Raw genomic sequence first — 23,807 nt, forward strand, 5'->3', positions numbered from 1 at the left:
ATACATTGGAAAAATGTAGTTCCAATTGACTCATTTCATTTCATAATTGTTTTTCCGGCATTCCGACCGTGACAGAAAATAAAAGCTACAAAGACACCGTTAATCTGCCCAAAACTAACTTCGATATGCGTGCGAACGCTATCAAGCGGGAACCAGAAATCCAACAGTTTTGGGCCGAAAATCAGATTTACGAAAGATTGTCCCAAAACAATCCGGGCGATATATTTGTATTGCACGATGGGCCACCTTATGCCAATGGTTCGCTGCACATTGGTCATGCCCTGAATAAGATTCTCAAGGATATTATTAATCGTTACCAGTTACTTAAAGGGCGCAAGGTGCGCTATGTTCCTGGTTGGGATTGTCATGGTTTGCCCATTGAGTTAAAAGTTTTGCAGCAAATGAAACCAGAGGAACGGAAAAACCTCACGCCTCTGGAACTTCGTCGCAAGGCAAAAGATTTTGCCCTCAACACTGTGGACGAACAACGTCGCAGCTTTATGCGTTACGGCGTTTGGGGAGATTGGGAAAATCCTTATCTGACTCTAAACCCGGAATATGAAGCGGCGCAAATCGGCGTTTTCGGGCAAATGGTGTTAAAAGGTTACATCTATCGGGGTTTAAAACCTGTTCACTGGAGTCCAAGTTCTAAAACTGCTTTGGCAGAGGCGGAATTGGAATATCCCGAAGATGAAAAGGGCAACCCGACTCACGTTTCCCGCAGTCTTTATGCTGCTTTCCCTGTGGTCAGCGTAGCAGATGACTTGAAGGAAGCACTAGCACCTTATTTGCCCCAGTTGGGTGTTGCGGTTTGGACGACTACGCCTTGGACTATTCCAGCGAATATGGCAGTAGCAGTCAATCCTGATTTGCTTTACGCTGTGGTAGAAGTTGACCAAAAAGGCACAAAACTTAGCAAGTTTAAGTATTTAATTGTTGCTAATGAATTGGTGGAACGGTTAGCTGCTACTTTGGGCGTAAAGTTGACGGTTCGCGCTGTTGGTGTAGGTCGTTCTTTTGAAAATTGTACTTACAAGCATCCACTTTATGACCGAGTAAGTCCCATAGTCATCGGTGGCGATTACATTACCACTGATTCCGGTACTGGTTTAGTTCATACCGCACCCGGACATGGGGATGAGGATTTTCAAGTCGGAAAACGTTACAATTTACCTGCATTTTCCCCCGTCGATGCTGATGGCAATTTCACCGAAGAAGCAGGACAATTTGCAGGTTTAAACGTCCTCGATAAGGGTAATGCCGCTGTTGTGGAAGCGTTGGCAAAGGAAAATGTGTTGTTGAAAGAAGAACCTTATCGACACAAATATCCTTATGATTGGCGGACGAAAAAACCGACAATTTATCGGGCGACTGAACAATGGTTTGCTTCGGTTGCTGGTTTCCGGGAAGCTGCTTTAAAAGCAATTTCCGAAGTGAAATGGATTCCCGCCCAAGGGGAAAATCGCATTACACCAATGGTAGCGGAACGATCGGATTGGTGTATCTCTCGTCAGCGCAGTTGGGGCGTGCCAATTCCAGTTTTTTACGATGAAGAAACTGGAGAACCGCTGTTAACTGAAGAAACGATTTCTCACGTTCAAAGTATTGTCGCCGAAAAAGGTTCTGATGCTTGGTGGGAACTTTCCGTTGAGGAACTTTTGCCGGAAAAATTCCGCAACAATGGCAAGAAGTACCGCAAGGGAACTGACACAATGGATGTGTGGTTTGATTCTGGTTCTTCTTGGGCAGCTGTGTTAAAACAACGCCCGGAATTACATTATCCAGCAGAGATTTATCTGGAAGGGTCCGATCAACATCGCGGTTGGTTTCAATCTAGTTTATTAACTAGTGTGGCGAGTAATGGAATTGCCCCTTATAAAACTGTTTTAACTCATGGTTTTGTGTTGGATGAACAGAACCGGAAAATGAGTAAGTCTTTGGGGAATGTTGTCGATCCAACTATTGTCATTGAAGGTGGGAAAAATCAGAAAGAAGAACCGCCTTATGGTGCAGATGTGTTGCGTTTGTGGGTGTCGTCGGTAGATTATTCTACTGATGTGCCTTTGGGTAAAAATCTGCTCAAACAAATGGGCGATATCCGCAATAAAATCCGCAATACAGCGCGGTTTTTGTTGGGGAATTTGCATGATTTTGACCCCGAAAAAGATGCGGTTCCTGTTGAAGAATTGCCGGAATTAGACCGTTATATGTTGCATCGGATGACGGAAGTTTTTGGTGAGGTGGAAGCTGCTTTTGAGAGTTTCCAATTTTTCCGATTCTTCCAAACGGTGCAAAATTTCTGTGTGGTGGATCTTTCCAATTTCTATTTAGATGTGGCGAAAGATCGGTTGTATATCAGTGCACCTGATGCTTATCGTCGTCGCAGCTGTCAAACGGTTTTAGCGATCGCACTTGAAAACTTAGCAAAAGCGATCGCACCAGTATTATGCCACACAGCCGAAGATATTTGGCAATTTATCCCTTACTCAACTCCTTACAAATCTGTGTTTGAAGCAGGTTGGGTGAAGGTAGATGAACGCTGGAAAAATCCCCAATTAGCAACAAAATGGCAACAACTAAGACAGCTGCGCCAAGAAGTGAATAAAGTCATGGAACAGGCGCGGAGTGAAAAAACGATCGGTTCTTCTTTAGAAGCGAAAGTTTTGCTTTACGTTGCTGATGAAAAACTGCGCGAACAATTGGCGGAATTAAACCCAGAAATTGTTGAATACATACCAGAAGTACCAGCAGAAGCAAATCTAATTGATGCTGAACCGTACACACCGCCTGGGGCAATTGTTCCTACTAAAAAGTCCCCTGTTCTGCAAGAATTAAATGTTAATTTCGGAGAATTTGTCCGCAATTACAATCAACCTTTAATCACAGTTGCTTTAATTCTGGCGACAATTGTCACTGTCTATATAATGGGGGGAACTTTAGGCGTAATTAACCGAGTTCCGCTACTAGAACAGTTTTTTAGAATATTGGGACTTTTCTACTCACTGTGGTATGCCCGAAGGTATTTACTATTAGCAGAAGACCGCGAAAAATTGTTTGCACAAATTAGCACTTACAAAGAAGAAATTCTAGGTAAAACTGCGGAAATAAGCGAACAAAAACTTCTGCCCGAAGCTACTGAACCTGAAGCAATTACTTTGTTAGAAGTTGAGACTATTCCCCAAAATCCAGGAATTCTTAAAGGTGTGGATGAACTGCGTTATCTGTTCATTTCTTCCCAAGTGGAATTGCTAGATTCACCTGATGCTTTAACCGATTTGCAATATAAATTGCACACAGAAAAGCTAGGTGTTGGGATAGTGAAAGCTGATGGGGAAAAGTGCGATCGTTGTTGGAATTACTCCATCAATATAGGCAAATCTCTCTCAGATCCCCTACTTTGTGAACGTTGCATTCCTGCATTGCAAGGTAAATTTTAGGCTGCCCAGATCCCCGACTTCTTGAAGAAGTCGGGGATCTCAAGCTACTCCTCGTTCCTCGTTCCCAGATTCAAGCTGGGAACGAGAAGCAGAGGCTCCGCCTCTTGGGAAAGAGAAACGCAAAAGGAAAAAGGAAAAGGAGGTAGAACCTCCCAATCCTCGTTCCCAGGTTGAACCTGGGAACGAGAAAGTTTTAGGATGCCCAGATCCCCGACTTCTTCAAGAAGTCGGGGATCTCAAAGACTATTCACCAAAATCAATTTTCGCTGGATTCTGTTTCGTATTAGTAACAACCGTAATTTTTTGGAGAAATTCTTGAGTTAATTGGGTAAAAGCTTTCCCTCCTGGTGATTGGGGATTACACAAAACCACAGGCATAAAAGTATCAACTGCTTTAGAAACATTCACATCAACAGGAATGCGAGTTTTAAACATTTTAGTAGCACTGTAATCTTCATTAACTCTTCGCATTACTTGATTGTAGTATCTGCCTGATAATAAATTAGCGGACATAGTAAAGACAATTCCCAACATTTGAATTCTCACATCAGGTTCATTTCGGTGAACTTCTTTTTGTTGAGCAATGCGTCTTTCTAATAGCTGAATACCAATCACAGATAAAGGTTCGGGTCTAGCTGGTAAAATGTAGAAATCGCTTGCAAGTAAACCGCTACGAGTCAAAAGATTGTAACCTGGAGCGCAGTCAAGAATGATGAAATCATAATCTTTAACCACAGGGTTGAGAATATTTCTTACCAACTCTCTTTCAAAATCAATCCAAATTTGCTCAAAGTTGCTGCTACCTGCACGAACTGCTTTTTCATAAAGCATTTCCGATACTAAAAATTCATCATATAAATCCAAATCACCCGGTAGTAAATCCAATCCTTTCAATGAGCAAACATAAGGATTAATTACATCTGCGATCGGTATTGTCAACTTAAGATCCGGTTTAATTGCTCTATTTACTAAATGCCTTAAAGTCCGTTTATCGCGTCGCCGCTTAGAAAAGTCTTGAGGAGACATTAAACTCAAAGTGGCACTAATTTGGTTATCTAAATCTACCACCAAAACTTTTTTCCCGAAATCTTTTACTAACGAAGCAGCTAAATTTACCGTCAGGGTTGTTTTACCCACGCCGCCTTTCATATTAGCAGTTGCAATTATTAAACCCATTCCTTCAGTCCTCTCAATAATTTCGCCCTGTTTTCAACTTTGTTTAGACACCTAGATAACACACCGATCGCCATGCTTGAATAAATTTAATATGTTTGTCGTACAAAAGGGCGTTAACTGCTGAAACTTTCCCCTAGAGATAGACGAGTCAACGGATGATGATTTTCCCATGAACCTGTGCTTTTAGGCAACTGGATTATTTTAGCTAATAAGCTCTGCAATCTTGACAAAATTTCCCCCAGTCGTCAAAGTAATTTTCCTTTCCTCAGCAGGTAAGCAGCTGTTAGTCATCTAAGTTGCTAGTTAAGGCACAGAGGCGGCAGGAAAGAGCGATCGACACAGATCCCCGACTTCTTAGAGAAGTCGGGGATCTCGCTGGGAATTTGTAGTGATGAGTGCGATCGCAAAATCAGTAATTTCCCCCAATCAATGGAGTACGATCCGATCGACAATAGAATCAAAGTCAGCTTATCTCTGATAAATGCTGCACTAGAGAGGAAAAAATTTTGAGTTTTAATCCTCAACTTTGCCGCAACGAAAGCGAAGTTGAAAGTAAGCTTATCGTCAATTATTTGTTACCTAAGTTAGGTTACACTCCCGACACTTGGCATCAAGAAGTCGCTTTCGGCAGAATCCGTCTAGATTTTTTAGCTTTTGCCATCCAAAAAATCCCTTTTGTGTTGGATGCCGACTCGCCATTAGGCGTAGTGATGGAAGCCAAACATCCACAGCAAAAATTAGATAAGCATATTCCCAGACTCAAGCGATATTTAATCAGTTTGAATCTCAGATATGCGTTACTGACAAATGCTAAAGAAATTAGAATTTATGAAAGATTCAACGATGATATCCAGTTAATTTATCAGTGTTCCGGCGAAGCACTTGATAGTCACATAGATGAAATTAAATCTCTTATTGGCAGAGGTAGCCTGAAAGAAAAACCTACGGAAGTTCCTTCTGTGATAATCAAATCTCAAGATGAACAAATAAAACCAACTGTTCAAATCTCTAAACCTAATTCTGAAAATCCGAGGAAAAATACAATGAAGACGATCGCAGTTTATCACAATAAAGGCGGAGTCGGTAAAACAACAACTGTCGTCAACCTAGCAGCAGCATTAAGTAAGAAAGGAAAGCGAGTTCTTGTTATCGATTTGGATAGTCAAGCTAACACGACTTTTGCTACAGGCTTAGTGAAATTTGATGATGAGGAAATGGACGATATAAGAAATAACCATATTCTTCATGTTTTACAGTTAGAAGATTCCTTCTCTATACCGGAAGTAGCAAGAAAATCTCAGTTTAGTAATCCTACAATTGACGTTATTCCTTCTCACATTACATTAATGGAGTTTGAATACGAATTAAATAATCTCGACTACAGTAGGCTGATGTTAATTAAAAAATTAGCAGCAGTAAATGACAAGTATGATATTGTACTTATTGACACTCCTCCATCATTAAATTTCTTTGCTAGGATTGCCCTGATTACTGCTGATTATTTAATAATTCCTTCAGATTTAAAACCATTCGCTAATCAAGGGCTAAACAATGTAAAAGAGTTGATTAAACAAGTCAATGGCTACAGAAAAATGGTGAATAGAGAACACATCCAAATACTTGGGGTTTTGGCTTGTAAAATTTCGACTAATTCTAGATTTATAGAATATAGTTTACCCAGGCGGAGAGAAATTATTCCCAACCGTTACGCTCTTAATTTATTGGATACTGTGATTTATGAAAGAGATGATTTGGCTAAGTGTGCAGAAAAGGTTCAAATTATTGGAGAGATGGAAATAGCAGATCCAATCTCAGTACTTGACTTTAAACCTGATTCGCTTGCATCTCAAGAATTTGAATTGTTAGCTATAGAAGTTTTGCAAAAAATAGGAATGGCAGTATGAATTTGAAAAAATTATCACCTTCTCTGGTAGCAGTCAAACGAATAACTTCCTCTGTTCCTCGGTCAAATTTTGCAGAGAATGAATTAGACAATACTGCCAAGCAAATTTTAGAAATTGGCGGATTGATCAATCCAATAGTTGTTTGTAGAACAAGCTCGGACGCATACTCCTATGAGGTAGTAGATGGTCATTTTGAATACTACGCAGCTGCTAGAGCAAAAGAGATAGATCCTATAAGGGGTGAAACAATTGGAGCCTTTATTATTGAACCAGAAAATGAGAAAGCTCTCCTCACGCAAGTTCAAGTTCTGCGAAAGCAAAGAATTTCAATAAACACTGGTCTAAGTGAGGTTGACAAAGAAACAAAAATATCACCCAGCTTTGAACTACGTTTAACAAATCTAGAGTCACGCCAAACAAACATTGAATCTCGATCGGAAAATCGACACAATGAACTAAGGTCAGAGTACTTGAGTGAAATCAAAGCGCTTAAAAGTAGGATGGATGAAATTGAAACAAGAATTAAACCAGTACAAATTCCTCTTTTAGAGGTCTGAACAATATGGAATTATCCAAACTTCTTTCTCAATTAAGCAAGATTCCTGGAGTAAATTCTACAGTAATTGCGAATTTCAAGAAAGAAAGAAGTAAGCAACCATTTGAGCCGTTTACTTCATTTGAAGATGTAGTAAAAAGGGTTTACAAATTAGGTGGCACAACCATGATTAAAATCATAGATGGGTGGCAAAAATAGTAGTCTAGATTGAAAAGGCGATCGCTCATTAATACCAAATCCGGGTTAACTATCCGATTGGCGTATCTTCTTCCTCTTCTTTCTTCGTGTTTTAAAACGCTATCGCGTTTCGCTTCGCTATCGTGTCTTCGTGGTTTCCTAAAAAGTAATTAATGCGGACTTAGTATGAGGTACGGAGAAACCCGGTTTCTTCAAGAAACCGGGTTTCTGGGGTGTACTTCATCCAAATGAAAACCGCTATACTTTCCTCCACATTCCCTTACCCATACACTGACGGAGGAAAGAAAATCATCTTTTCGCTAATAACTCAAATTCCTGGTAAATAGCTTCTGCTTTCAACAGTAGAGGTATAAGATTATCTTCTTCTATCTCTTTGATGAACAAATCTTTTAAATACTCACGCTTTTCCGATGGCCCAGAATGAAACCCTACCATTTCATGAATTATTTGCACATCTTTTTCTGTATGTTTGAACCCAGCGAAATTTGTATGAAAATGTTGATTAATTTGCTCTATAATTGCTCCGAAATCATTAGTAACTTCATCAAATAATCCAATTACATAATTTTCTTTATAAGGCAATATCTGTAAATAAAAATTTACCCAAGCTTTTAAATAGCTTCTAACAGAAGCTCCCCAACCAGGATAATCTACATTAAATCGATAACTTATTTCTAATTCTAAACTCTTTAAGGAAATTATTGCATCTGCTGGTTGACGAATTAGTACTAGTGTGGGAATTGACAAATCAGCGGCGCGAATTACTTGTGCTGCTGCGTGTAAGTGAGATGCTATTATTAAAGGCTTTGGCTGTACAGATTGAATTGCCGCTACACAAAAACTGTTGGCAGAACGCGGAAATCCTTCTATAACTAATTGTGTATTTTCTTGTACTGCTTGTTTGGTTCCTTTGCCTAGTAGCGATCGCAGCGGAAAAAACAATTGAGGATACAAACTGCAAAAAGAACGCAACTCAAATTTTAACCTCAATAGCGTTTGTTTACTTGATGCACCGTAATACATAACTCAAACAGCTAAAATTCTAAATATGTTACCACTTAATCTTTAATTTCCTAAGTAGATTTTTACAAGCACTATTTTTTTGTATGTACATAGCATATTATTCAGACCAGCTAGCTTAACATAGTGATAACTCAAGTCGCCAGTGGCAAACTTAACCAAAATTCACCTCTTTTACCTAAGTACGATGAACATCCTTATGCTTTCCTCAACGTTCCCCTACCCACCAACTCGTGGGGGAACGGAAATTAGAACCTTTAACTTACTTAAATATCTGCAACAACGTCATCAAATCACCCTCGTTACTCAACGCCACTCAGGAGTTACTGACACCGAGGTTGCAGAACTCCGTCAATGGGTGAAAGAATTAGTGATTTTTCCCCTACCACCAGAACCAACTCAACTAAGTGGAATTAAAGGATTAGTTGGTAAATTTTCCCGCTTTTCGGAATCTTTAATTAAAGCAACGCCACCAAATGTTTTATATCGCTATTCTCCCGAAATTCAAGCTTGGGTAGATGATTTTGTGCGATCGCGAAAATGTGATGTCATCACCTGCGAACATAGCGTTAATGAAATTTATGTCCGTCCTGAATTTAAAAATACCGTCAAAACAATTGTCGATATTCACAGTTCGGTTTATGGTTGGATACGCGATCATTTAGATATGGGTGCTTCACCGAATGCGCTGCGCGATCGCCTTTACCTCAACCTACTTCTAGAACGCTATGAAAAACGCTATTCCGGCAAATTTAACTACTTAGTTGTCACCACCGAAGACGACAAACAACAATTCCTTAAATACCGTGCCGATGCCAAAATCCCTGTAATTCCTAATGGTGTAGACTTGGAATTATTCCCTTATCGAAATAGCGATCCAGGAGGACATAAACTAGCATTTGTCGGCGCAATGGACGCTTCCCATAACATCGACGCAGTACGATTTTTTGCCTTAGAAGTGTTACCAGAACTGCAAAAAACCTACCCCGATACTACTTTTAGTATTGTCGGCGCACGTCCCACCCCCGAAGTTTTAGCACTCGCAGAAACCAAAGGAGTTATTGTTACGGGAAAAGTGCCATCAATGGCAGAATATCTCCACCAAAGTACAGTTTGTGTAGTACCTTTGCGTGCAGGTTATGGAATTAAAAATAAAACCTTAGAAGCAATGGCAGCGGGAACTCCAGTAGTAGGTAGCGATCGCGGATTAGAAGGATTAGCCGTTGACACTCCCAATGTACCATTAAGAGCATTAAGAGCTAACAGCATCCCAGAATATATTAACGCGATCGATCGCTTATTTGAAAATGCCCAATTACGGCAAGAGTTATCGAAAAATGGGCGATATTTGGTAGAAACAGAATACATCTGGGAACGTGCAGGACAACTTTACGAACAAGTAATCACCGATTAAGCCAATTGCGAATTTTGACTTTTAAATAAGTATAAAATGGCAATTGGTAACTTTCTGCTAACAACCAAAGTACCAAAATTAAATGCGATAGAAAAGTTAAACCCACCCAAATAAAAGGAAAATAAGATTGATTGCTTCCTTCTTCTGGTGGGAAAATGTAAGTAGAAACTCCCACAATTAAAGTTGGGAAAATTACCAAAGCCATTCCCAACAGCCAAACTACAAAAGATAATTCCGAATCTTTTTGATGTGCTAACTTCCAATTTCGACCAGTCCACCGCCAAGCCATCGGCGGCGTACTATCCGCCATAATCAGTATTTGTTCTTCTATATTCGCCGTAAAAATATGGCGACAAAAGTCACAAGCAAAAGCTTCCGTGAGAGTCAATACTGAAATATGACCATAGCGACAGACTGGACAACTATAAGCATCATGATAGTTAAGTTTTCTGCTCTCAAGAGCTAGTTTGCTCGAATGCTTTGGTATATTCATTTCCTAACTGAGGATTTTAAACCTTTTACAAGTCTTATTCGCGTAGTTTAGCGATTAATTAGGCAATGTCGCTACTGGTAAAATACTATTTTACAAATATTGTAAAAAACCCAGCCGATATAACAGCTGAGTTTTAATTAGGTCTGTTGTAGCGACTTTAGTCGTTTCCTTACCAAATAGAACGACTGAAGTCGTCACAACGAACGAATTACTTATTTACCTTTAGCGTGATGATTCCCAAAAGACTCGTAGTATTTTTCCGGGTCATATAAGTGACATTCGTCGGTAATCTGTTTCATTAAAGACCAAGAAAAAGTGTATTCCCGGACATACTCTCCCCAGTTTTCCTTGATGCTGCGATGTGCTAACCGCAAGTTGTAGGAAGGGATAGCAGTACAAAGGTGGTGGGGAATGTGGACGTTAATATCATGACAGAGAAATTCTACCCAACCTGGATAGTCGCAATGAACGCTTCCCGCTAACTGCGCCATCGCTTCATTCCACTCTGCTTCCGGTTTAAAAGGAATATCAGAATATGTGTGGTGTACCAAAGTAAAGGTACTCATCCAGAAATGGTAAACCATCCAAGGCATTAACCAAAACTTGACAAAACCCCAAATTCCAGTGGTAGCGATTAAAGTGGGAAATCCGATCGCCATAAACCCCAAAACCAACAATACCGAAAATCTTACCTGTTCCCGCTTTTTACCTTCAAATCGGTTCCAATTAAAGTGTAAAACTGCCCAATGCGCGATCGATCCTACCCACCAAAGACGACCCCGTATCGCTTGATAACCCCATTTTCCCAATGTACCTAAGCTATCGTAATACTCTGGTTTAAAAGGTTGCCAAGCATTATCCTCATCTATCTTATTCGTATGGGCGTGGTGGTGATTGTGGAGAAGTCGCCAACTATGGAAAGGATAAATCAAAGGCAACATCATCGCATGACCCAGCAAATCATTCACCCAACGACGGTTAGCAAATGAACGATGACCACAGTCATGACCAATAACAAAAAAACCAGTCAGTGCCGTCCCGGTAAAAATCCAGGCGAATGGTAACAAAAACCAAGGAGAAAAAGCAATGCCAGCATAGCCTAAACAAACCAGCAATACATTAATTACCACCGAAGTCCAAGCTTTCCGGCGATTTTTCAGGAACACCTCTTTTGGTAAAGTCCGCAAAATATCTCTGAGGCGGAGATTAGGGGAAACTTCCTGGGTAGTTCCTGAATCTTGGGGTTTTACAAATGATAGAGTCATGAATTACTTAACTTAAACTTCCTGCGTAACCGTACAGTGTGTAGCAAAATAGGCACAGCAAAGCTGCCTACTATAAATCAATCAGTAACAGGCAATATGGGCGGATATTTTGCTTATTTTGCTAAATTTCAGTAGTAGTCAGGCTGGAGAACAATACTGGGTTTTCTGTAGAAAAACAGATGTGTTCGTAGCGAAACTTTTCTTTTTATACCATAAGGTGAGGTTGCTGACTACCCATAGAAAATTTAGCCTAAGCCACAATCAAGGCTAGGATAATCATTTATCAACCGCAGAGGATAGATAGTGCTAATTTCTTCTATCCTCGATCGTCCTGAGTGCTGATTTCTGAATCTTCTTCTATTAAACGCTGTTGCTTGAGATTTTGTAGCTGTTGCAACAAAGTTTCGACTTCGGTTTGCAGATTTAAAAGCTTAAGTTGCTGATCTGCCTGATAAACTGACTTCATCTTTTCCATCATGCGGACTTGATTGGTTAGTGCTACAGACATATTGCTCGCTTCCTGAACAGCGATCGCAGGACGTTGAATAGTTGATGCAGATAAACCAGTTGACATTTTCTTTGCTTAGTTATATTTGCTTACTCACACCATTCGGTAATTCTAACCTGTAAAGTTATGCAAAGTTAAGTTTTTCTGGAACTAATTTTTTCTGAAGTCGGGGACAGGGGTTAGGGGGTAGGGGTTAGGGAGAGTTGAAAAGTAGTTAGTTAAATTATTTTCCCCCAACTCCCCAACTCCCCAACTCCCCAACCCCCAACCCCTAACCCCTAACCCCCCACGAAGGAACCTTACAGGGTAAACTGAGTGTATATTTCGGAGTTTTGTTTTATCTGTGATTGCTAGTCTTTCCCTTGCTGACTCTAAACTAAAAAGCTGGCCTGGTCTTATCGAAGCCTATCGTCCTTACTTGCCAGTGACATCGGACACGCCTGTAGTGACTTTGTTGGAAGGCAATACACCGTTGATTCCAGTTCCGGCGATCGCATCTCAAATCGGTAGACAAGTCCGCGTGTTCGTAAAGTTTGACGGACTTAATCCCACTGGCAGTTTTAAAGACCGAGGCATGACTTTGGCAATCTCGAAAGCCAAAGAAGCTGGTGCAAAAGCCGTTATTTGTGCTAGCACTGGTAACACTTCCGCTGCCGCTGCTGCTTATGCCCGACGGGGTGGGATGCGGGCGTTTGTGTTGATTCCTGATGGTTATGTGGCTTTGGGTAAGTTAGCCCAAGCTTTACTTTATGGCGCAGAAGTGCTGGCAATTAAAGGAAATTTTGACGATGCGCTGAATATTGTCCGGGACATGGCTCAAAGCTACCCCGTAACTTTGGTCAACTCTGTTAACCCTTATCGCTTGGAAGGGCAAAAAACAGGTGCTTTTGAAGTAGTTGATGCTTTGGGTAATGCGCCTGATTGGTTGTGTATCCCCGTTGGTAATGCGGGAAATATCACAGCATATTGGATGGGTTTTTGTCAATACCACCAAGAAGGAAAATGCGATCGCCTACCGCAAATGATGGGATTTCAAGCAGCTGGAGCCGCACCGATCGTCACAGGTAAACCAGTCGCTCATCCCGAAACCATAGCCACAGCCATTCGCATTGGCAACCCAGCGAGTTGGGAAAAAGCCATTGCTGCACAACAAGCAAGCCAAGGAGCATTCAACGCCGTTACCGACGAAGAAATTTTGGCAGCTTATCGGTTGTTAGCTTCCGAAGAAGGGATTTTCTGCGAACCTGCTAGTGCTGCTTCGGTTGCCGGAATGCTGAAAGTCAAAGATCAAATTCCCAACGGTGCAACAGTAGTTTGTGTCCTCACCGGAAATGGACTAAAAGACCCAGATACAGCAATTAAACACTGTGAAAACCAATTTAAGAGCGGGGTGGAGCCGGTCTTGTCGGCGGTAGCTGAAGTGATGGGCTTTTAGCTTTAATTGGTAATTCTACAGGTTGTTTGGTTGATTCGGGCAACTTGGCAGGTTCCGGTTGCTTCTCCTCACTCTTGGGTTTTGGTGTAGTTTCCCCAGTGTCGCTACCAGAATGTTTAGTGAGGAGATCTACCATATCGCTTAAAGCAGTAGTCAAGCTTTGGCGAGTGTTGACGTGGTTTTCTTGTTCCGCTTTTAAGGCTTTAATTAATTGTTCGCGTTCGATCGTCACTTCAATAAGTTTCTGCTGTAATTGGGTTAGAGTTTGCAGTTGTTCTACCTCTTGAGAAATAGCCGCAACATCCAAAGAATCATCTGTTTTCAGCGAAATACCAGCCTTTAGTTGCTGGATTTCTGCTTTGAGTGCTTCTATCATTTCTTGTGATAGCTTGGCTTCCTTGCGGCGTTGTTCTGCTTCCGTGTTGTAAAGCTCACTCCACTTGGTAGCAGTTTCCAAAGCCGTATCGCGATCGCGTTGTGCTTGCGCTACCTGTTCCCGCAAAGCCTGAATTTCCGCTATCCACTGACTAATATCTTGACTCATATCTTTAATTTCTTTCTTATTACCAACTGCTTATATAAAGACAAAACGCCCTTTTACTCAAATCTTGCATCGGGGAGGTGGAACCTCCCACATACTCGTTCCCAGGTTGAACCTGGGAACGAAGAAAAGAGGCTCTGCTCAGGAGTGCAAGATCTGAGTTTTAGCTTTAAATATACTGGATTTTGCCCAAGCAAAACTTATAAAAGTTAACCTCTTCTTATTTTACTGCCGCTATGATCTCACAATCTGAACGTAAAGCATCCACCCTCAAGCGCCTGCGGAGGATTAGTCATGTACTAGATAATGCCATTGCCATTCCCGGAACAAAATTTCGCTTTGGTATCGATCCAATATTAGGATTAATCCCCGGTGGAGGTGATACAGTCTCAGCTTTCTTCGCCGCTTACATCATCTGGGAATCAGCGATGTTGGGATTACCAAAAGAAATTTTAATGCGAATGTTTTCTAACATTTTGTTTGATACCTTTGCCGGAAGCGTACCAGTAGTCGGAGATTTATTTGATGTTGCGTGGAAAGCTAATGTTAAAAATGTCGCTTTGTTAGAAGAGCATTTACAATTACCAGAGACGAGTCAAAAAGCAGATAAATGGTTTTTGTTTCTCTTGTTAATAGGTTTAATTTTGTTCGTGACAATTGTCGGTACTATTAGCGTTTTGATCGTTAGTTTCTTGATCGGTTTAATTACAGGTAACAGATAACCTGAATATTTCAATAGTGAGGAGTGAATAAAATGCAAGATTGGTGGTCAACCACATTTCCCAAAGGTCGGCAAACTGTTACAATCACCGACGCTAACGGTTATCCCGTGAAAATTGCTTATGGGGAAAAAGGTAAAGGCAAACCTTTATTTTTAGTACATGGAATTGGCAGTTGGAGTTACGGTTGGCGACACAACATCGATCGCCTTTCTCAACACTTTCGCGTGATTTGTTTCGATGCTAAAGGTCATGGATTTTCCGATCGACCATTATACGCCGAACAAGTAGGACATCAAATCATCGAAATCAAGCGAATTATTGAAGCTTTAACCGATGAACCTGCAATAGTTGTCGCAATTTCTTTAGGCGCATTAGTAACATTAGGCGCAGCTAGTTCATATCCAGAATTGTTTGCAGGGTTGGTAGTCATAAACGTACCAATTTTCCCGCAAAGATTGCCAAATCGCGCCATGAGGTTACTGTCTTATTTACCAATGGATTTAGTGCGAACTGTTGATAATTTGCGACTTACAAAAATCTTTGCGCCAATGGTACGACGAATTATCGAAATTGAACGGCACGAAGTAGTAGTTAATCCAGAATCAATCACTGACGAAGATGTTTACTGGATTTCTTATCCATATATTAACTTTACCAACGCCATTACCAAATACGCCGAAGAATTACGAAACTCAGCTAGAGAAATTGAATGTTTACTGAATAAAGAACCAAATATTATCAGTAAAATTCAAGAAAACTTGCCCAAAATTAATTGTCCAACTTTGATTTTATGGGGAGAACAAGACCAATGGTTTGAGGTTAGTAATGGTGAAAAATTACAATTGCGTTTACCCGGTTCTCTATTAAAGATTTTACCCAATTGTGGTCATGACCCTTCTGCCAGTTGTCCCGAAATTGTGAATGAAGCAATTTTAGACTTTCTGCGCGATACTAATTTTGTGAGGGTGAAATAAATATTTATTATTCGGCAGTAATATAAGCACCCAGAAACACTAATTGATTAATCATTTCTTCCGCCGACTTAGTAGCTATCAATCTTTGAATTCCTCGCAACTGTTCGCCAACTGAATAACTTTGCCTTTCCGCAATAATAATTCCTGCATGAACTCTACTTTCTTCCATGTAGATTTTATGCAAACGGCAAAAATCTCGTACATTAAAAGTATAAATTACCCGTTGTTGCTCGGTTGCCCAAATTAACTGTTCTGAATCTATCTGTCCGAGATTATTTGCATCTGCGGTGGTTACTAAATCTACACCAGCATTTAGCAAAGCTTGCACTAACGCTCCTCTTAGTGTATCTTCATCCAGATACAAACGAATTTGACTCATTTTTGCTGACTCGCTATGTATTCTGCTTCCAATCGTTCATACTCGGCTTTTTCTGCTGCTAAATATGCCTCTATTTCTGCGGTATTTGCGTGATAATAAGCTAATGCTGCATGAACTTGAGCTAAATTGATAAAGCCATATTCTTGAACAATTTCTTTTGGAGTTAGTCCTTGTTGCGATAAAACAGTTATTTGTTCCACAGAAATTCTAGTTCCTGCAATTCTGGGACGATTTCCGCAAGTTTCTGGTGTGCGGATAATTAGAGTTCCGATATCAACTGTCGTAGTCATATTTACCTCTATGTAACTAATTTATATTCTATTGTTTTATTGTGATCATAACCAGATTTTCAATTATTTAAAGGTAAGATTACAGTAAAAGTTGTGCCTACTCCAATTTCACTAGTGAAACTAATTTGACCTTTGAGTAATTCTACATAATTTTTGACGATCGCTAATCCCAAACCGGAACCCCCTATATTATCTACATTTCTACCCCTGTAAAATGGCTCAAATAAATTCGATCGATCTTCTGGATGAATGCCAATTCCCCGATCTATTACTTGAAAAATTGCCTGTTCATTATCAATCGAGAGTCGCAACTTTACAGTACTACCTTGGGGAGAATATTTGAGAGCATTAGATAGTAAATTTGAGAGAACATAGCGCAACCATTGTTCGTCAAACTCAACAAATGTATCTGGTTTACCTTGATAAGTAAAGCAGATATCATGTCCCTGTTCATCAGAAAATTGTAATTCTTCTAATAAGTATTGACAAAAATCTGGTAAATTTATTGGTGTAGGATTAGCTTGAACCTTACTTGGATCAGTTCTGCCTATTATTAAAAGATCTTCTATCAGTCTGAGCATTTGTTGAGCCGAGTTTTGAATTTGCTGCAAAAACTTATTTTTTTTGGCTTCGGAAAGCTGAAGCTCATAAAATTCAATGGTTTGGGCTGACATAATAATCGCACTTAGGGGATTACGAAATTCGTGGAAAACCATTGAGATAAATTGGGATCTTAGGTGATTGAGTTCCTGTTCTTTTTCTAGGGCGTGATATACTTCTTCTGTTTGCTTTTGTAATTGTTGATTAGCTTGAACTAATTCAGTTGTTTGATTTTCTACTACTTGTTGTAGGGTTTCGACAACATTGTATAGTTCGATCGGATCTAGCGATCGCAAAATGCTACTCTGAGTCACAATTCCTACAAGTTCACCCGCTTTACCAACCACTACCAAACGGCGCACAAACCGCTGTTGCATCTCTTGATGTGCTAACCACAAAGAATCTTCTGGATGCAGACAAAATAAGGGTTGACTCATCACAATTTCCGCCGATACCTGTGCTAAATTCAAACCTAAAATTTGCATTTGTACAATGTCTCTTTCAGTGATTATTCCCACAGGAATGAATTGTTGAGAATTTAGCTGAGAAGTAATGACAACTGAACTCACTTGATGCTGATTCATTAATTGAGCTAATTGTAAAATTGAATTGTTACCAGCAATATGAATTACTTCTCTTGTCATCACATCACCTACTCGGCGCATTGCCAATAAACTCGCAGGTTGTAAAATGCGACGAATAGTTCCTGGTGTAACAATGCCGATTAATTTGCCCCGATCGTCTACAATTGGTAAATGGCGAATTTTATTTTGCCGCAACAATGTTAAGGCAACAAAAACATCTTTAAATTGCGATAAAGATAAAGTAATAACTTCTTTGGTCATAATTGCCGCAACAGGTACAGCTAAGTTTTGCCCTGTCGCCAGCAAATTTACAATGTCTCTTTCGGTAACTATACCTTTAATATAATCTTCTTCAACTACTAAAACGCAACTATTTACTTCATATTCCGCTAAATCATCGGATAGAAAAACATCTGATAAACTGGAATCTTTGTTGTTAGTTTCTGTTGGATTGTATAAAACACAGTCTCTCCCGCGAACCTGATTCATCAATGACAGCATTTCTAACAAAGGCGTATTAGGGCATACAGTTAATATATGGCAGTCAATTGCCTGTATTGGGTTCGGAAAGTGCATAAATAAAAAGAATACCTTGGCAGTAGAGTCATTTATACTAGGGTAACTAATTTTACTTCGCAAATCTTTAAAGTCTGGGAAATTTTTTTAATACTAGAAAATGAAAAAATCTCCAGTAGTTCGCTGCATCTCTCGACCGATCGTGCAATAATGATCCTTCTGTGACTTAACGATCGCTTTTCCATGCCTGAAAATCCTCTGTCCCAAGAAGACCTCGCATCTGCCTTAGAAGGTATCAGCGATATCAACTTTCAATTGCCCGATCCCGAAGACGAAGAAATCCCCGATCATGAATTTCAAGAACAGTTAGATACTGCTTGGCAAGTTTGCGATCGCTTCGATCTGCTAACAGAAATTTGGCGGGGGCGCATTTTAAGGGCGATACGCGACAGAGAGAAAAAAAGAGGTGATGGCAGAGGTAGCGGCTTTTTAAACTGGCTAAAAGAGCGAGAAATTAGCAAAAGTCAAGCATATTCCTTAATAGAATTGGCGAATAGTGCCGATACTTTACTAGAAGAAGGAAAACTCGACCCAAATGCGATTAGAAACTTCAGTAAACGTGCTTTTGTGGAAACAGCTAAATCTTCCCCAGAAGTACAACAAATGGTGACAGAAGCAGCACAAAAAGGCGATCGCATCACCAGGCGTGAAGTCCGTCAATTAACAGATGAATGGACAGCAATGAGTTCCGATCTCCTACCAGAAGAAGTGAAAGCAAAAGTTGCCGATCATACCCTTCCTTCCCGCTACCTGACACCTTTAGTTAAAGAATTAGGCAAATTACCCGAATCTCATGTTAATTTTCTACAAGAAGAAGTTGCCGAAGAACCAACAGTAGATAAACTGAAACAAGTCACTTCTGATGCGCGGAATTTAGCCAAATATCTTCATGCCGCTGCCCAAGTGCAAGCAATTAATCAATCAACAGTTGATGTTGAATTGGCATTAGAAGATGCCTTGCGAGTTGGTTGTTTAAATACTGCTTCTGACTTAGTAAAACAAGCGGCGCAATTAGAACAAACGATCGCCAAATTTTTCACAACTTGGAAACGTTTAGGTACTTTAGCCGATCGACTTTACGTAGACACAGGCGCGAGTACACCACATTTGCGATCGCTCCTCTCCTGCATAGAACGTCTCTCCGGCGAAATCATCGAAGTCCCCTTAGATGACGAAGGGCAACAAGTTGTTCGCTTAAGAATCCTCACTTAGCAGGGGTGCTGGGGAGTTATTCCCTAACCCCTACCCCCTACCCCCTACCCCCTAATTCTTAATTCCAGTAGTAGCAATACCGCGAATAAATTGCTTTTGACCGACTAGAAATAACAAAACTACTGGCACAGTAGCAACGATCGTAGCAGCCATTAACAAAGGCCAATTATTCGTAAATTGTTCTTGAAACTCTGCCAAAGCCAATTGTACAGTTCTCAGTTCGGGTCGAGTAGTAAAAACCAAAGGTTTAAACAAATCATTCCACTCACCTATGAAAGTGAATAGAAACAGAGTGACTAAAGCAGGGCGAGACAAAGGAATCATTATTTGCCAGAGAATTTGTAACCGATTTGCCCCATCTAAAGCAGCAGCTTCTTCCAATTCCAGAGGTACAGTTAGGAAATATTGGCGCAATAAGAATATGCCAAAACCGTTAGCAGCTGTCGGTAAAATTAGCGCCCAGTAAGTATTGATTAGATGTCCCCATTTCAGCACCAAAAATATAGGAATTACTAATAACTGAAAGGGAATAACTAAAGTAGCTAAAATAATTAGCAGCAAAGCCTGACGACCACGAAATCGCAATCTAGCTAAAGCGTAACCAGCCAAAGCCGAGGTGACAACCTGAAACGCCGTCACCGCCAAAGCTACTAAAGTGGAATTAGCAAACGCTAACAAAAAATTACCCCGTCGCCAAGCTTCCTGGTAGTTCTCAAAAGTTGGATTAGCTGGTAAGCCACTACTAGAAACAGTTCCAGGAGGAGCAAAGGAGGTGAAAAAAACCACCAGCAACGGCATTAAGACGATAATTGCACCAAAGACCAGCAAAACTGGATTTAACCATGCCAGGATAGAGTGAGCGAAAATCGGTGTAGTGGTTGACTGAGACTGAGGTTGATTCATAAGTGAAGTGACTATAGAAAGTGCTTTTAGATATTGATTTTCTGAACATTGAGCAAATAACTGAATAGTTGCCTACAATAACAGACTAGGTATTAACTCCAGTGATCATGCTCAGGCTAGATATCAGTCTGGCAGATTACAGTTAATGATAAAGTAAGTCGAATGAGATGACTTGGCGAGAAAAATCAGTGATTTCTGGTGATTCTGGTAAATTATATCTAATAATGCAGGGTAGCTTTTTTGCCCTAAATCTCAGCCCAGAGTCGATTTCCGTTCGCGTAGCGTGCGCGTAGTGCGTATCGACCGATATCTACCAAATAAAGTTGAGGAGACAAGTTACTTATGCCGCAGCTTGAAGCCAGTGCAGAACTAGACTTCCACAGCGAGAGCTATAAAGACGCTTACAGCCGCATTAATGCGATCGTGATTGAAGGCGAACAAGAAGCCCACGAAAACTACATTCAACTGGCTAAACTGCTACCGGATCACGAGGAAGAGTTAATCCGTCTTTCCAAAATGGAAAGTCGCCACAAGAAAGGATTTGAAGCTTGTGGTCGTAATCTTCAAGTGACACCGGACATGAAGTTTGCCCGTGAGTTCTTCGCCCAACTGCATCAAAATTTCCAAGATGCACTCGCCGAAGGCAAAGTAGTTACTTGTTTGCTGATACAAGCTCTAATTATCGAGTGTTTTGCGATCGCTGCATACAACATCTACATCCCTGTAGCTGACGACTTTGCCCGCAAAATTACTGAAGGTGTCATTAAAGACGAATATTCACACCTCAACTTTGGCGAAGTTTGGCTCAAAGCAAATTTTGAGGCATCAAAAGAGGAATTAGAAGCAGCAAATAAGCAAAACTTACCCATAGTTTGGCAAATGCTCAATCAAGTCGCAGATGATGCCCGTGTTTTAGCAATGGAAAAAGATGCTTTAGTTGAAGATTTCATGATCGCTTATGGCGAAGCTTTAAGTAATATTGGCTTCACCACCCGCGATATTATGCGAATGTCAGCTTATGGATTGGCAGCTGCCTAATCTCAATGTCACAAAATATCCTAAAAGCTCTAAAACAACCCGTGCTAATTAGGAAAAGCAGGCAAAATCAATACTAGTGCCGATTAGCCAATAATTTTCTAATCGGCAATTTTGTGTAGGATTTTTTAACTGCGAATAAATGTACTTCTTTTTAACCTTTACTTCAGCCTAAATAACAGGTCTGCTTAAAACAATTCATGTTTGGTCTCATCGGTCACCTTACCAGTTTAGAACACGCCCAATTAGTAGCAAGAGATTTGGGCTACCCGGAATATGCCGATCAAGGCTTGGATTTTTGGTGTTCTGCACCACCTCAAATTGTCGATAAAATTACAGTCACTAGCATTACAGGTCAAAAGATTGAAGGTCAGTATGTAGAATCTTGCTTTTTGCCAGAAATGTTGGCAAATAGAAGGATTAAAGCAGCAACACGCAAAATTGTGAATGCAATGGCTCATGCTCAAAAACATGGGATTAACATTACTGCTTTAGGTGGTTTTTCTTCAATTATTTTTGAAAATTTCAATCTTAATCAAATCACTCAAGTTCGCAATATTAAATTAGAATTTGAGCGCTTTACTACAGGCAATACCCACACAGCTTACATTATTTCTCGGCAAGTAGAACAAGCCTCGAAAGAATTGGGGATTGAACTCTCGAAGGCAACAGTAGCAATTTGTGGCGCAACAGGCGATATTGGTAGTGCAATTTGCCGCTGGCTAAATGCGCGAACTGATGTGGCAGAGTTGTTGTTGATTGCTCGCGATCGCGATCGCTTACAATCCTTACAAGAAGAACTAGGTCGCGGCAAAATCATGGGATTAGAAGAAGCCCTACCCCTAGCCGATATCGTAGTTTGGGTTGCCAGTATGCCCAAAGGCGTAGAAATCGATCCGACTACCTTAAAACAACCTTGTTTGTTAATCGATGGCGGCTATCCCAAAAACTTAGGCACAAAAGTTCAGCATCCCGGTGTCTACGTCCTCAATGGCGGTATCGTGGAACATTCCCTCGATATTGATTGGAAAATCATGAGCATCGTCAACATGGACGTACCAGCACGCCAATTATTTGCCTGTTTCGCTGAATCAATGCTACTCGAATTTGAAAAGTGGTACACCAACTTTTCTTGGGGAAGAAACCAAATTACAGTCGCCAAAATGGAGCAAATAGGCGAAGTTTCAGTGAAGCACGGATTTCGACCGTTGCTGTCATTTTGATGATAACTTAGCCTTTTTTACAGTCTGTAGGTTAGGGTTAACCCATATTTAACCCAACCTACTATCTTTCAACTTCAAAGAAAAGAATCTCCACTCGTAAATCGCAAATTATATTGAATTTCATTCACAGATATTACTCCATCAACCTTAGCAATTAAATCAGGGTTTTCCAAAGGTTGTAAATAACTAGTATAATTACTAACCTTATCAACCTGACTAAGAAATATATTCAAACTATCGCCAGATTGAACAAAATCATAATTCCATGCTCCCCCAGCTAAGACAATTTCATCTTTGCCGATTTCATAATTTCTAATCCAGGCATAATCCGCATCTCCATTTCCTCGATAAAATGGCACACTATAAGAATGAAGGTCTGGGTAAGATCCGGTAGCAAGAGTTTGTCCCAAAACAAAAGTGTCTTTTCCATTACCACCAAAAAGAACATCAGCTTCATTAACTCCAAAGCCTAAATGTAAAGCTTGACCTCCAGTGGGAGTAGTACCCCTTAATTCTGGCCCAATATTTGCGTCTACTCCATAAAGTGTATCTATTTGTCCAAAAGCAACAACAGTATCGTTGCCTGTTGTGCCATTAAAAGTACCACCTCCTCTGTCCTCAAATTGTCCGTATTTAATGTAATGTTCTAAAGTCGAACCAAATAAACCAGCTTTTACCGCTGCTTCTACATCTGGATTAACTTTTTCTAAATTGTATGGAAATGGAGTTTGCCTAGTTATCCCACTATAAGCAAATTCGTTAAAACTGGTTCCTGAGCGATTTTCCGATTGTCCAAATTGTAAGTAATGGGCTAAACCAGAACTAAGATTACCCGATGTTACTGCCGCTGCCACATCGGGATTTTTCCGCAAATAAAATTGTTCATCAAACAGCAAACTAGCTCGCCGACCTTCAGTTTCACCAGCTAAGATAAAGTGTTGTAATCCAGAACGAAATGTCCCAGAAGTAACGGCTCTGGTTACATCAGGATTTTTCTGTAAATAGTACTGTTCGTTGTAGAACGGTGAGACAGAAACCCGCCCTTCTGCTAAACCAAATTTTTGAAAATGTTCAAGGCCAGAGGAGAAATATCCGGCTTTGACAGCTGTTTGAACATCAAGATTATGGGCGAGGTAAAAAGATTCGTTAAATACTGAGAAGCTCATATTTTTTTATTAAATAGAATACCTCAATAATACCTTTGGTTTAATAGATATTCCTGAAAGTTTTCGGTAAAGAATTGTCAAGATATTTGTCCGATCGCCAAAGAATAGTACTATCAATATTAGTTAAAAAATTTGGTGACTTTTCATTGATAAACTTACCCACTAGAATGGAAAAATTTGGCTAAGTTTTCCGGCA

22 protein-coding genes are annotated in these 23,807 nt (G+C 40.3%); 11 read left to right on the forward strand and 11 right to left on the reverse strand.

The genetic code is table 11. The features are described from left to right. Positions 1–68: 68 nt before the first annotated feature. On the forward strand, positions 69–3,437 hold the full coding sequence (ileS, locus tag ACE1CI_RS04770) for an isoleucine--tRNA ligase (RefSeq protein WP_413267919.1): 3,369 nt from the start codon (positions 69–71) through the stop codon (positions 3,435–3,437). A 243-nt stretch (positions 3,438–3,680) separates the two neighbouring features. Here ileS and ACE1CI_RS04775 read toward each other — a convergent pair whose 3' ends face one another. Beyond that, the gene (locus ACE1CI_RS04775) at positions 3,681–4,613 is read right to left on the reverse strand and encodes a ParA family protein (protein ID WP_413267920.1); all 933 of its coding nucleotides are present in this window, start codon (positions 4,611–4,613) and stop codon (positions 3,681–3,683) included. Positions 4,614–5,119: 506 nt separating this feature from the next. On the opposite strand from ACE1CI_RS04775, the gene ACE1CI_RS04780 reads away from it, so the two are divergent. From ACE1CI_RS04780 to ACE1CI_RS04790, 3 genes are read left to right on the forward strand one after another with little or no spacing between them, the layout of a single operon-like run. Continuing rightward, the gene (locus tag ACE1CI_RS04780) at positions 5,120–6,517 is read left to right on the forward strand and encodes an AAA family ATPase (protein WP_413267921.1); all 1,398 of its coding nucleotides are present in this window, start codon (positions 5,120–5,122) and stop codon (positions 6,515–6,517) included. After that, positions 6,514–7,074: a hypothetical protein gene (locus ACE1CI_RS04785; RefSeq protein WP_496615239.1), complete on the forward strand. Its 561-nt coding sequence runs from the start codon at positions 6,514–6,516 to the stop codon at positions 7,072–7,074. The genes ACE1CI_RS04780 and ACE1CI_RS04785 overlap by 4 nt, the downstream gene beginning before the upstream one ends. A 5-nt stretch (positions 7,075–7,079) precedes the next feature. Beyond that, a complete protein-coding gene (locus ACE1CI_RS04790; protein WP_496615240.1) occupies positions 7,080–7,271 on the forward strand; it encodes a hypothetical protein in 192 nt (63 codons plus the stop codon). 288 nt (positions 7,272–7,559) lie between these two features. On the opposite strand, the gene ACE1CI_RS04795 is transcribed toward ACE1CI_RS04790, so the two are convergent. Further along, on the reverse strand, positions 7,560–8,294 hold the full coding sequence (locus ACE1CI_RS04795; protein ID WP_413267923.1) for a hypothetical protein: 735 nt from the start codon (positions 8,292–8,294) through the stop codon (positions 7,560–7,562). Between the two features lie 184 nt (positions 8,295–8,478). On the opposite strand from ACE1CI_RS04795, the gene ACE1CI_RS04800 reads away from it, so the two are divergent. Next, a complete protein-coding gene (locus ACE1CI_RS04800) occupies positions 8,479–9,705 on the forward strand; it encodes a glycosyltransferase family 4 protein (protein WP_413267924.1) in 1,227 nt (408 codons plus the stop codon). Here the strand turns inward: ACE1CI_RS04800 and ACE1CI_RS04805 are convergent. From ACE1CI_RS04805 to ACE1CI_RS04815, 3 genes are all read right to left on the reverse strand, one after another. Further along, the gene (locus tag ACE1CI_RS04805) at positions 9,695–10,198 is read right to left on the reverse strand and encodes a hypothetical protein (RefSeq protein ID WP_413267925.1); all 504 of its coding nucleotides are present in this window, start codon (positions 10,196–10,198) and stop codon (positions 9,695–9,697) included. The two genes, ACE1CI_RS04800 and ACE1CI_RS04805, sit on opposite strands and share 11 nt — an antisense overlap. 212 nt (positions 10,199–10,410) lie before the next feature. Further along, complete coding sequence (locus tag ACE1CI_RS04810) at positions 10,411–11,463, reverse strand: fatty acid desaturase (RefSeq protein WP_413267926.1); 1,053 nt, start codon at positions 11,461–11,463, stop codon at positions 10,411–10,413. 316 nt (positions 11,464–11,779) lie between these two features. Then, positions 11,780–12,037 (reverse strand): hypothetical protein, encoded by a 258-nt coding sequence (locus ACE1CI_RS04815; protein ID WP_496615241.1) that lies wholly within the window; start codon positions 12,035–12,037, stop codon positions 11,780–11,782. A 277-nt stretch (positions 12,038–12,314) separates the two neighbouring features. Between ACE1CI_RS04815 and thrC the strand changes: the two genes are divergently transcribed. Further along, the gene (gene thrC / locus ACE1CI_RS04820; RefSeq protein WP_413267928.1) at positions 12,315–13,406 is read left to right on the forward strand and encodes a threonine synthase; all 1,092 of its coding nucleotides are present in this window, start codon (positions 12,315–12,317) and stop codon (positions 13,404–13,406) included. On the opposite strand, the gene ACE1CI_RS04825 is transcribed toward thrC, so the two are convergent. Further along, positions 13,351–13,950: a hypothetical protein gene (locus tag ACE1CI_RS04825; protein WP_413267929.1), complete on the reverse strand. Its 600-nt coding sequence runs from the start codon at positions 13,948–13,950 to the stop codon at positions 13,351–13,353. The two genes, thrC and ACE1CI_RS04825, sit on opposite strands and share 56 nt — an antisense overlap. 233 nt (positions 13,951–14,183) lie before the next feature. Here ACE1CI_RS04825 and ACE1CI_RS04830 point away from each other — a divergent pair, with 233 nt between their 5' ends. Both ACE1CI_RS04830 and ACE1CI_RS04835 read left to right on the forward strand, forming a co-directional pair. Further along, entirely contained in the window at positions 14,184–14,669 is a 486-nt protein-coding gene (locus ACE1CI_RS04830; RefSeq protein WP_413267930.1) for a DUF4112 domain-containing protein, read from the forward strand. Between the two features lie 32 nt (positions 14,670–14,701). Beyond that, on the forward strand, positions 14,702–15,643 hold the full coding sequence (locus ACE1CI_RS04835; RefSeq protein ID WP_413267931.1) for an alpha/beta fold hydrolase: 942 nt from the start codon (positions 14,702–14,704) through the stop codon (positions 15,641–15,643). 7 nt (positions 15,644–15,650) lie between these two features. Here the strand turns inward: ACE1CI_RS04835 and ACE1CI_RS04840 are convergent, their stop codons facing one another. Genes ACE1CI_RS04840 through ACE1CI_RS04850 form a run of 3 tightly spaced genes read right to left on the reverse strand, consistent with a single transcriptional unit; the run spans position 15,651 to position 18,072 of the window. Further along, a complete protein-coding gene (locus ACE1CI_RS04840) occupies positions 15,651–16,022 on the reverse strand; it encodes a DUF5615 family PIN-like protein (protein WP_413267932.1) in 372 nt (123 codons plus the stop codon). After that, positions 16,019–16,312, reverse strand: coding sequence for a DUF433 domain-containing protein (locus ACE1CI_RS04845; RefSeq protein WP_413267933.1), 294 nt, complete (start codon positions 16,310–16,312; stop codon positions 16,019–16,021). Before ACE1CI_RS04845 ends, ACE1CI_RS04840 begins: the two co-directional genes overlap by 4 nt. A 59-nt stretch (positions 16,313–16,371) precedes the next feature. Then, positions 16,372–18,072 (reverse strand): CBS domain-containing protein, encoded by a 1,701-nt coding sequence (locus tag ACE1CI_RS04850; RefSeq protein ID WP_413267934.1) that lies wholly within the window; start codon positions 18,070–18,072, stop codon positions 16,372–16,374. Positions 18,073–18,255: 183 nt separating this feature from the next. Here ACE1CI_RS04850 and ACE1CI_RS04855 point away from each other — a divergent pair, with 183 nt between their 5' ends. Continuing rightward, entirely contained in the window at positions 18,256–19,284 is a 1,029-nt protein-coding gene (locus tag ACE1CI_RS04855) for a hypothetical protein (protein WP_413267935.1), read from the forward strand. A 51-nt stretch (positions 19,285–19,335) separates the two neighbouring features. Here the strand turns inward: ACE1CI_RS04855 and ACE1CI_RS04860 are convergent, their stop codons facing one another. Next, on the reverse strand, positions 19,336–20,082 hold the full coding sequence (locus ACE1CI_RS04860) for a carbohydrate ABC transporter permease (protein WP_413267967.1): 747 nt from the start codon (positions 20,080–20,082) through the stop codon (positions 19,336–19,338). Between the two features lie 447 nt (positions 20,083–20,529). Between ACE1CI_RS04860 and ACE1CI_RS04865 the strand changes: the two genes are divergently transcribed. Both ACE1CI_RS04865 and ACE1CI_RS04870 read left to right on the forward strand, forming a co-directional pair. After that, positions 20,530–21,225 carry an aldehyde oxygenase (deformylating) gene (locus ACE1CI_RS04865; protein WP_413267936.1) on the forward strand — a complete coding sequence of 232 codons (696 nt, stop codon included), beginning with the start codon at positions 20,530–20,532 and terminating at the stop codon, positions 21,223–21,225. Positions 21,226–21,422: 197 nt separating this feature from the next. Beyond that, entirely contained in the window at positions 21,423–22,445 is a 1,023-nt protein-coding gene (locus ACE1CI_RS04870; RefSeq protein ID WP_413267937.1) for a long-chain acyl-[acyl-carrier-protein] reductase, read from the forward strand. Positions 22,446–22,519: 74 nt separating this feature from the next. Here ACE1CI_RS04870 and ACE1CI_RS04875 read toward each other — a convergent pair whose 3' ends face one another. Then, on the reverse strand, positions 22,520–23,611 hold the full coding sequence (locus ACE1CI_RS04875; protein ID WP_413267938.1) for a hypothetical protein: 1,092 nt from the start codon (positions 23,609–23,611) through the stop codon (positions 22,520–22,522). Positions 23,612–23,807: the final 196 nt, after the last annotated feature.

The sequence above is a fragment of the Floridaenema flaviceps BLCC-F50 genome (genome assembly GCF_041929275.2).
Lineage (GTDB): Bacteria > Cyanobacteriota > Cyanobacteriia > Cyanobacteriales > Aerosakkonemataceae > Floridanema > Floridanema flaviceps.

Excerpts from the sequence above, each read along its gene's own strand:
- ACE1CI_RS04795 (WP_413267923.1), bottom strand. The coding sequence starts at position 8,294 with ATGTATTACGGTGCATCAAGTAAACAAACGCTATTGAGGTTAAAATTT.
- ACE1CI_RS04815 (WP_496615241.1), bottom strand. The coding sequence starts at position 12,037 with ATGTCAACTGGTTTATCTGCATCAACTATTCAACGTCCTGCGATCGCT.
- ACE1CI_RS04790 (WP_496615240.1), top strand. The coding sequence starts at position 7,080 with ATGGAATTATCCAAACTTCTTTCTCAATTAAGCAAGATTCCTGGAGTA.
- ACE1CI_RS04775 (WP_413267920.1), bottom strand. The coding sequence starts at position 4,613 with ATGGGTTTAATAATTGCAACTGCTAATATGAAAGGCGGCGTGGGTAAA.
- ACE1CI_RS04875 (WP_413267938.1), bottom strand. The coding sequence starts at position 23,611 with ATGAGCTTCTCAGTATTTAACGAATCTTTTTACCTCGCCCATAATCTT.
- ACE1CI_RS04865 (WP_413267936.1), top strand. The coding sequence starts at position 20,530 with ATGCCGCAGCTTGAAGCCAGTGCAGAACTAGACTTCCACAGCGAGAGC.
- ACE1CI_RS04840 (WP_413267932.1), bottom strand. The coding sequence starts at position 16,022 with ATGAGTCAAATTCGTTTGTATCTGGATGAAGATACACTAAGAGGAGCG.
- ACE1CI_RS04805 (WP_413267925.1), bottom strand. The coding sequence starts at position 10,198 with ATGAATATACCAAAGCATTCGAGCAAACTAGCTCTTGAGAGCAGAAAA.
- ACE1CI_RS04850 (WP_413267934.1), bottom strand. The coding sequence starts at position 18,072 with ATGCACTTTCCGAACCCAATACAGGCAATTGACTGCCATATATTAACT.
- ACE1CI_RS04855 (WP_413267935.1), top strand. The coding sequence starts at position 18,256 with ATGCCTGAAAATCCTCTGTCCCAAGAAGACCTCGCATCTGCCTTAGAA.
- ACE1CI_RS04845 (WP_413267933.1), bottom strand. The coding sequence starts at position 16,312 with ATGACTACGACAGTTGATATCGGAACTCTAATTATCCGCACACCAGAA.
- ACE1CI_RS04825 (WP_413267929.1), bottom strand. The coding sequence starts at position 13,950 with ATGAGTCAAGATATTAGTCAGTGGATAGCGGAAATTCAGGCTTTGCGG.
- ACE1CI_RS04800 (WP_413267924.1), top strand. The coding sequence starts at position 8,479 with ATGAACATCCTTATGCTTTCCTCAACGTTCCCCTACCCACCAACTCGT.
- ACE1CI_RS04830 (WP_413267930.1), top strand. The coding sequence starts at position 14,184 with ATGATCTCACAATCTGAACGTAAAGCATCCACCCTCAAGCGCCTGCGG.
- ACE1CI_RS04810 (WP_413267926.1), bottom strand. The coding sequence starts at position 11,463 with ATGACTCTATCATTTGTAAAACCCCAAGATTCAGGAACTACCCAGGAA.
- ACE1CI_RS04870 (WP_413267937.1), top strand. The coding sequence starts at position 21,423 with ATGTTTGGTCTCATCGGTCACCTTACCAGTTTAGAACACGCCCAATTA.
- ACE1CI_RS04860 (WP_413267967.1), bottom strand. The coding sequence starts at position 20,082 with ATGCCGTTGCTGGTGGTTTTTTTCACCTCCTTTGCTCCTCCTGGAACT.
- ACE1CI_RS04785 (WP_496615239.1), top strand. The coding sequence starts at position 6,514 with ATGAATTTGAAAAAATTATCACCTTCTCTGGTAGCAGTCAAACGAATA.
- ACE1CI_RS04835 (WP_413267931.1), top strand. The coding sequence starts at position 14,702 with ATGCAAGATTGGTGGTCAACCACATTTCCCAAAGGTCGGCAAACTGTT.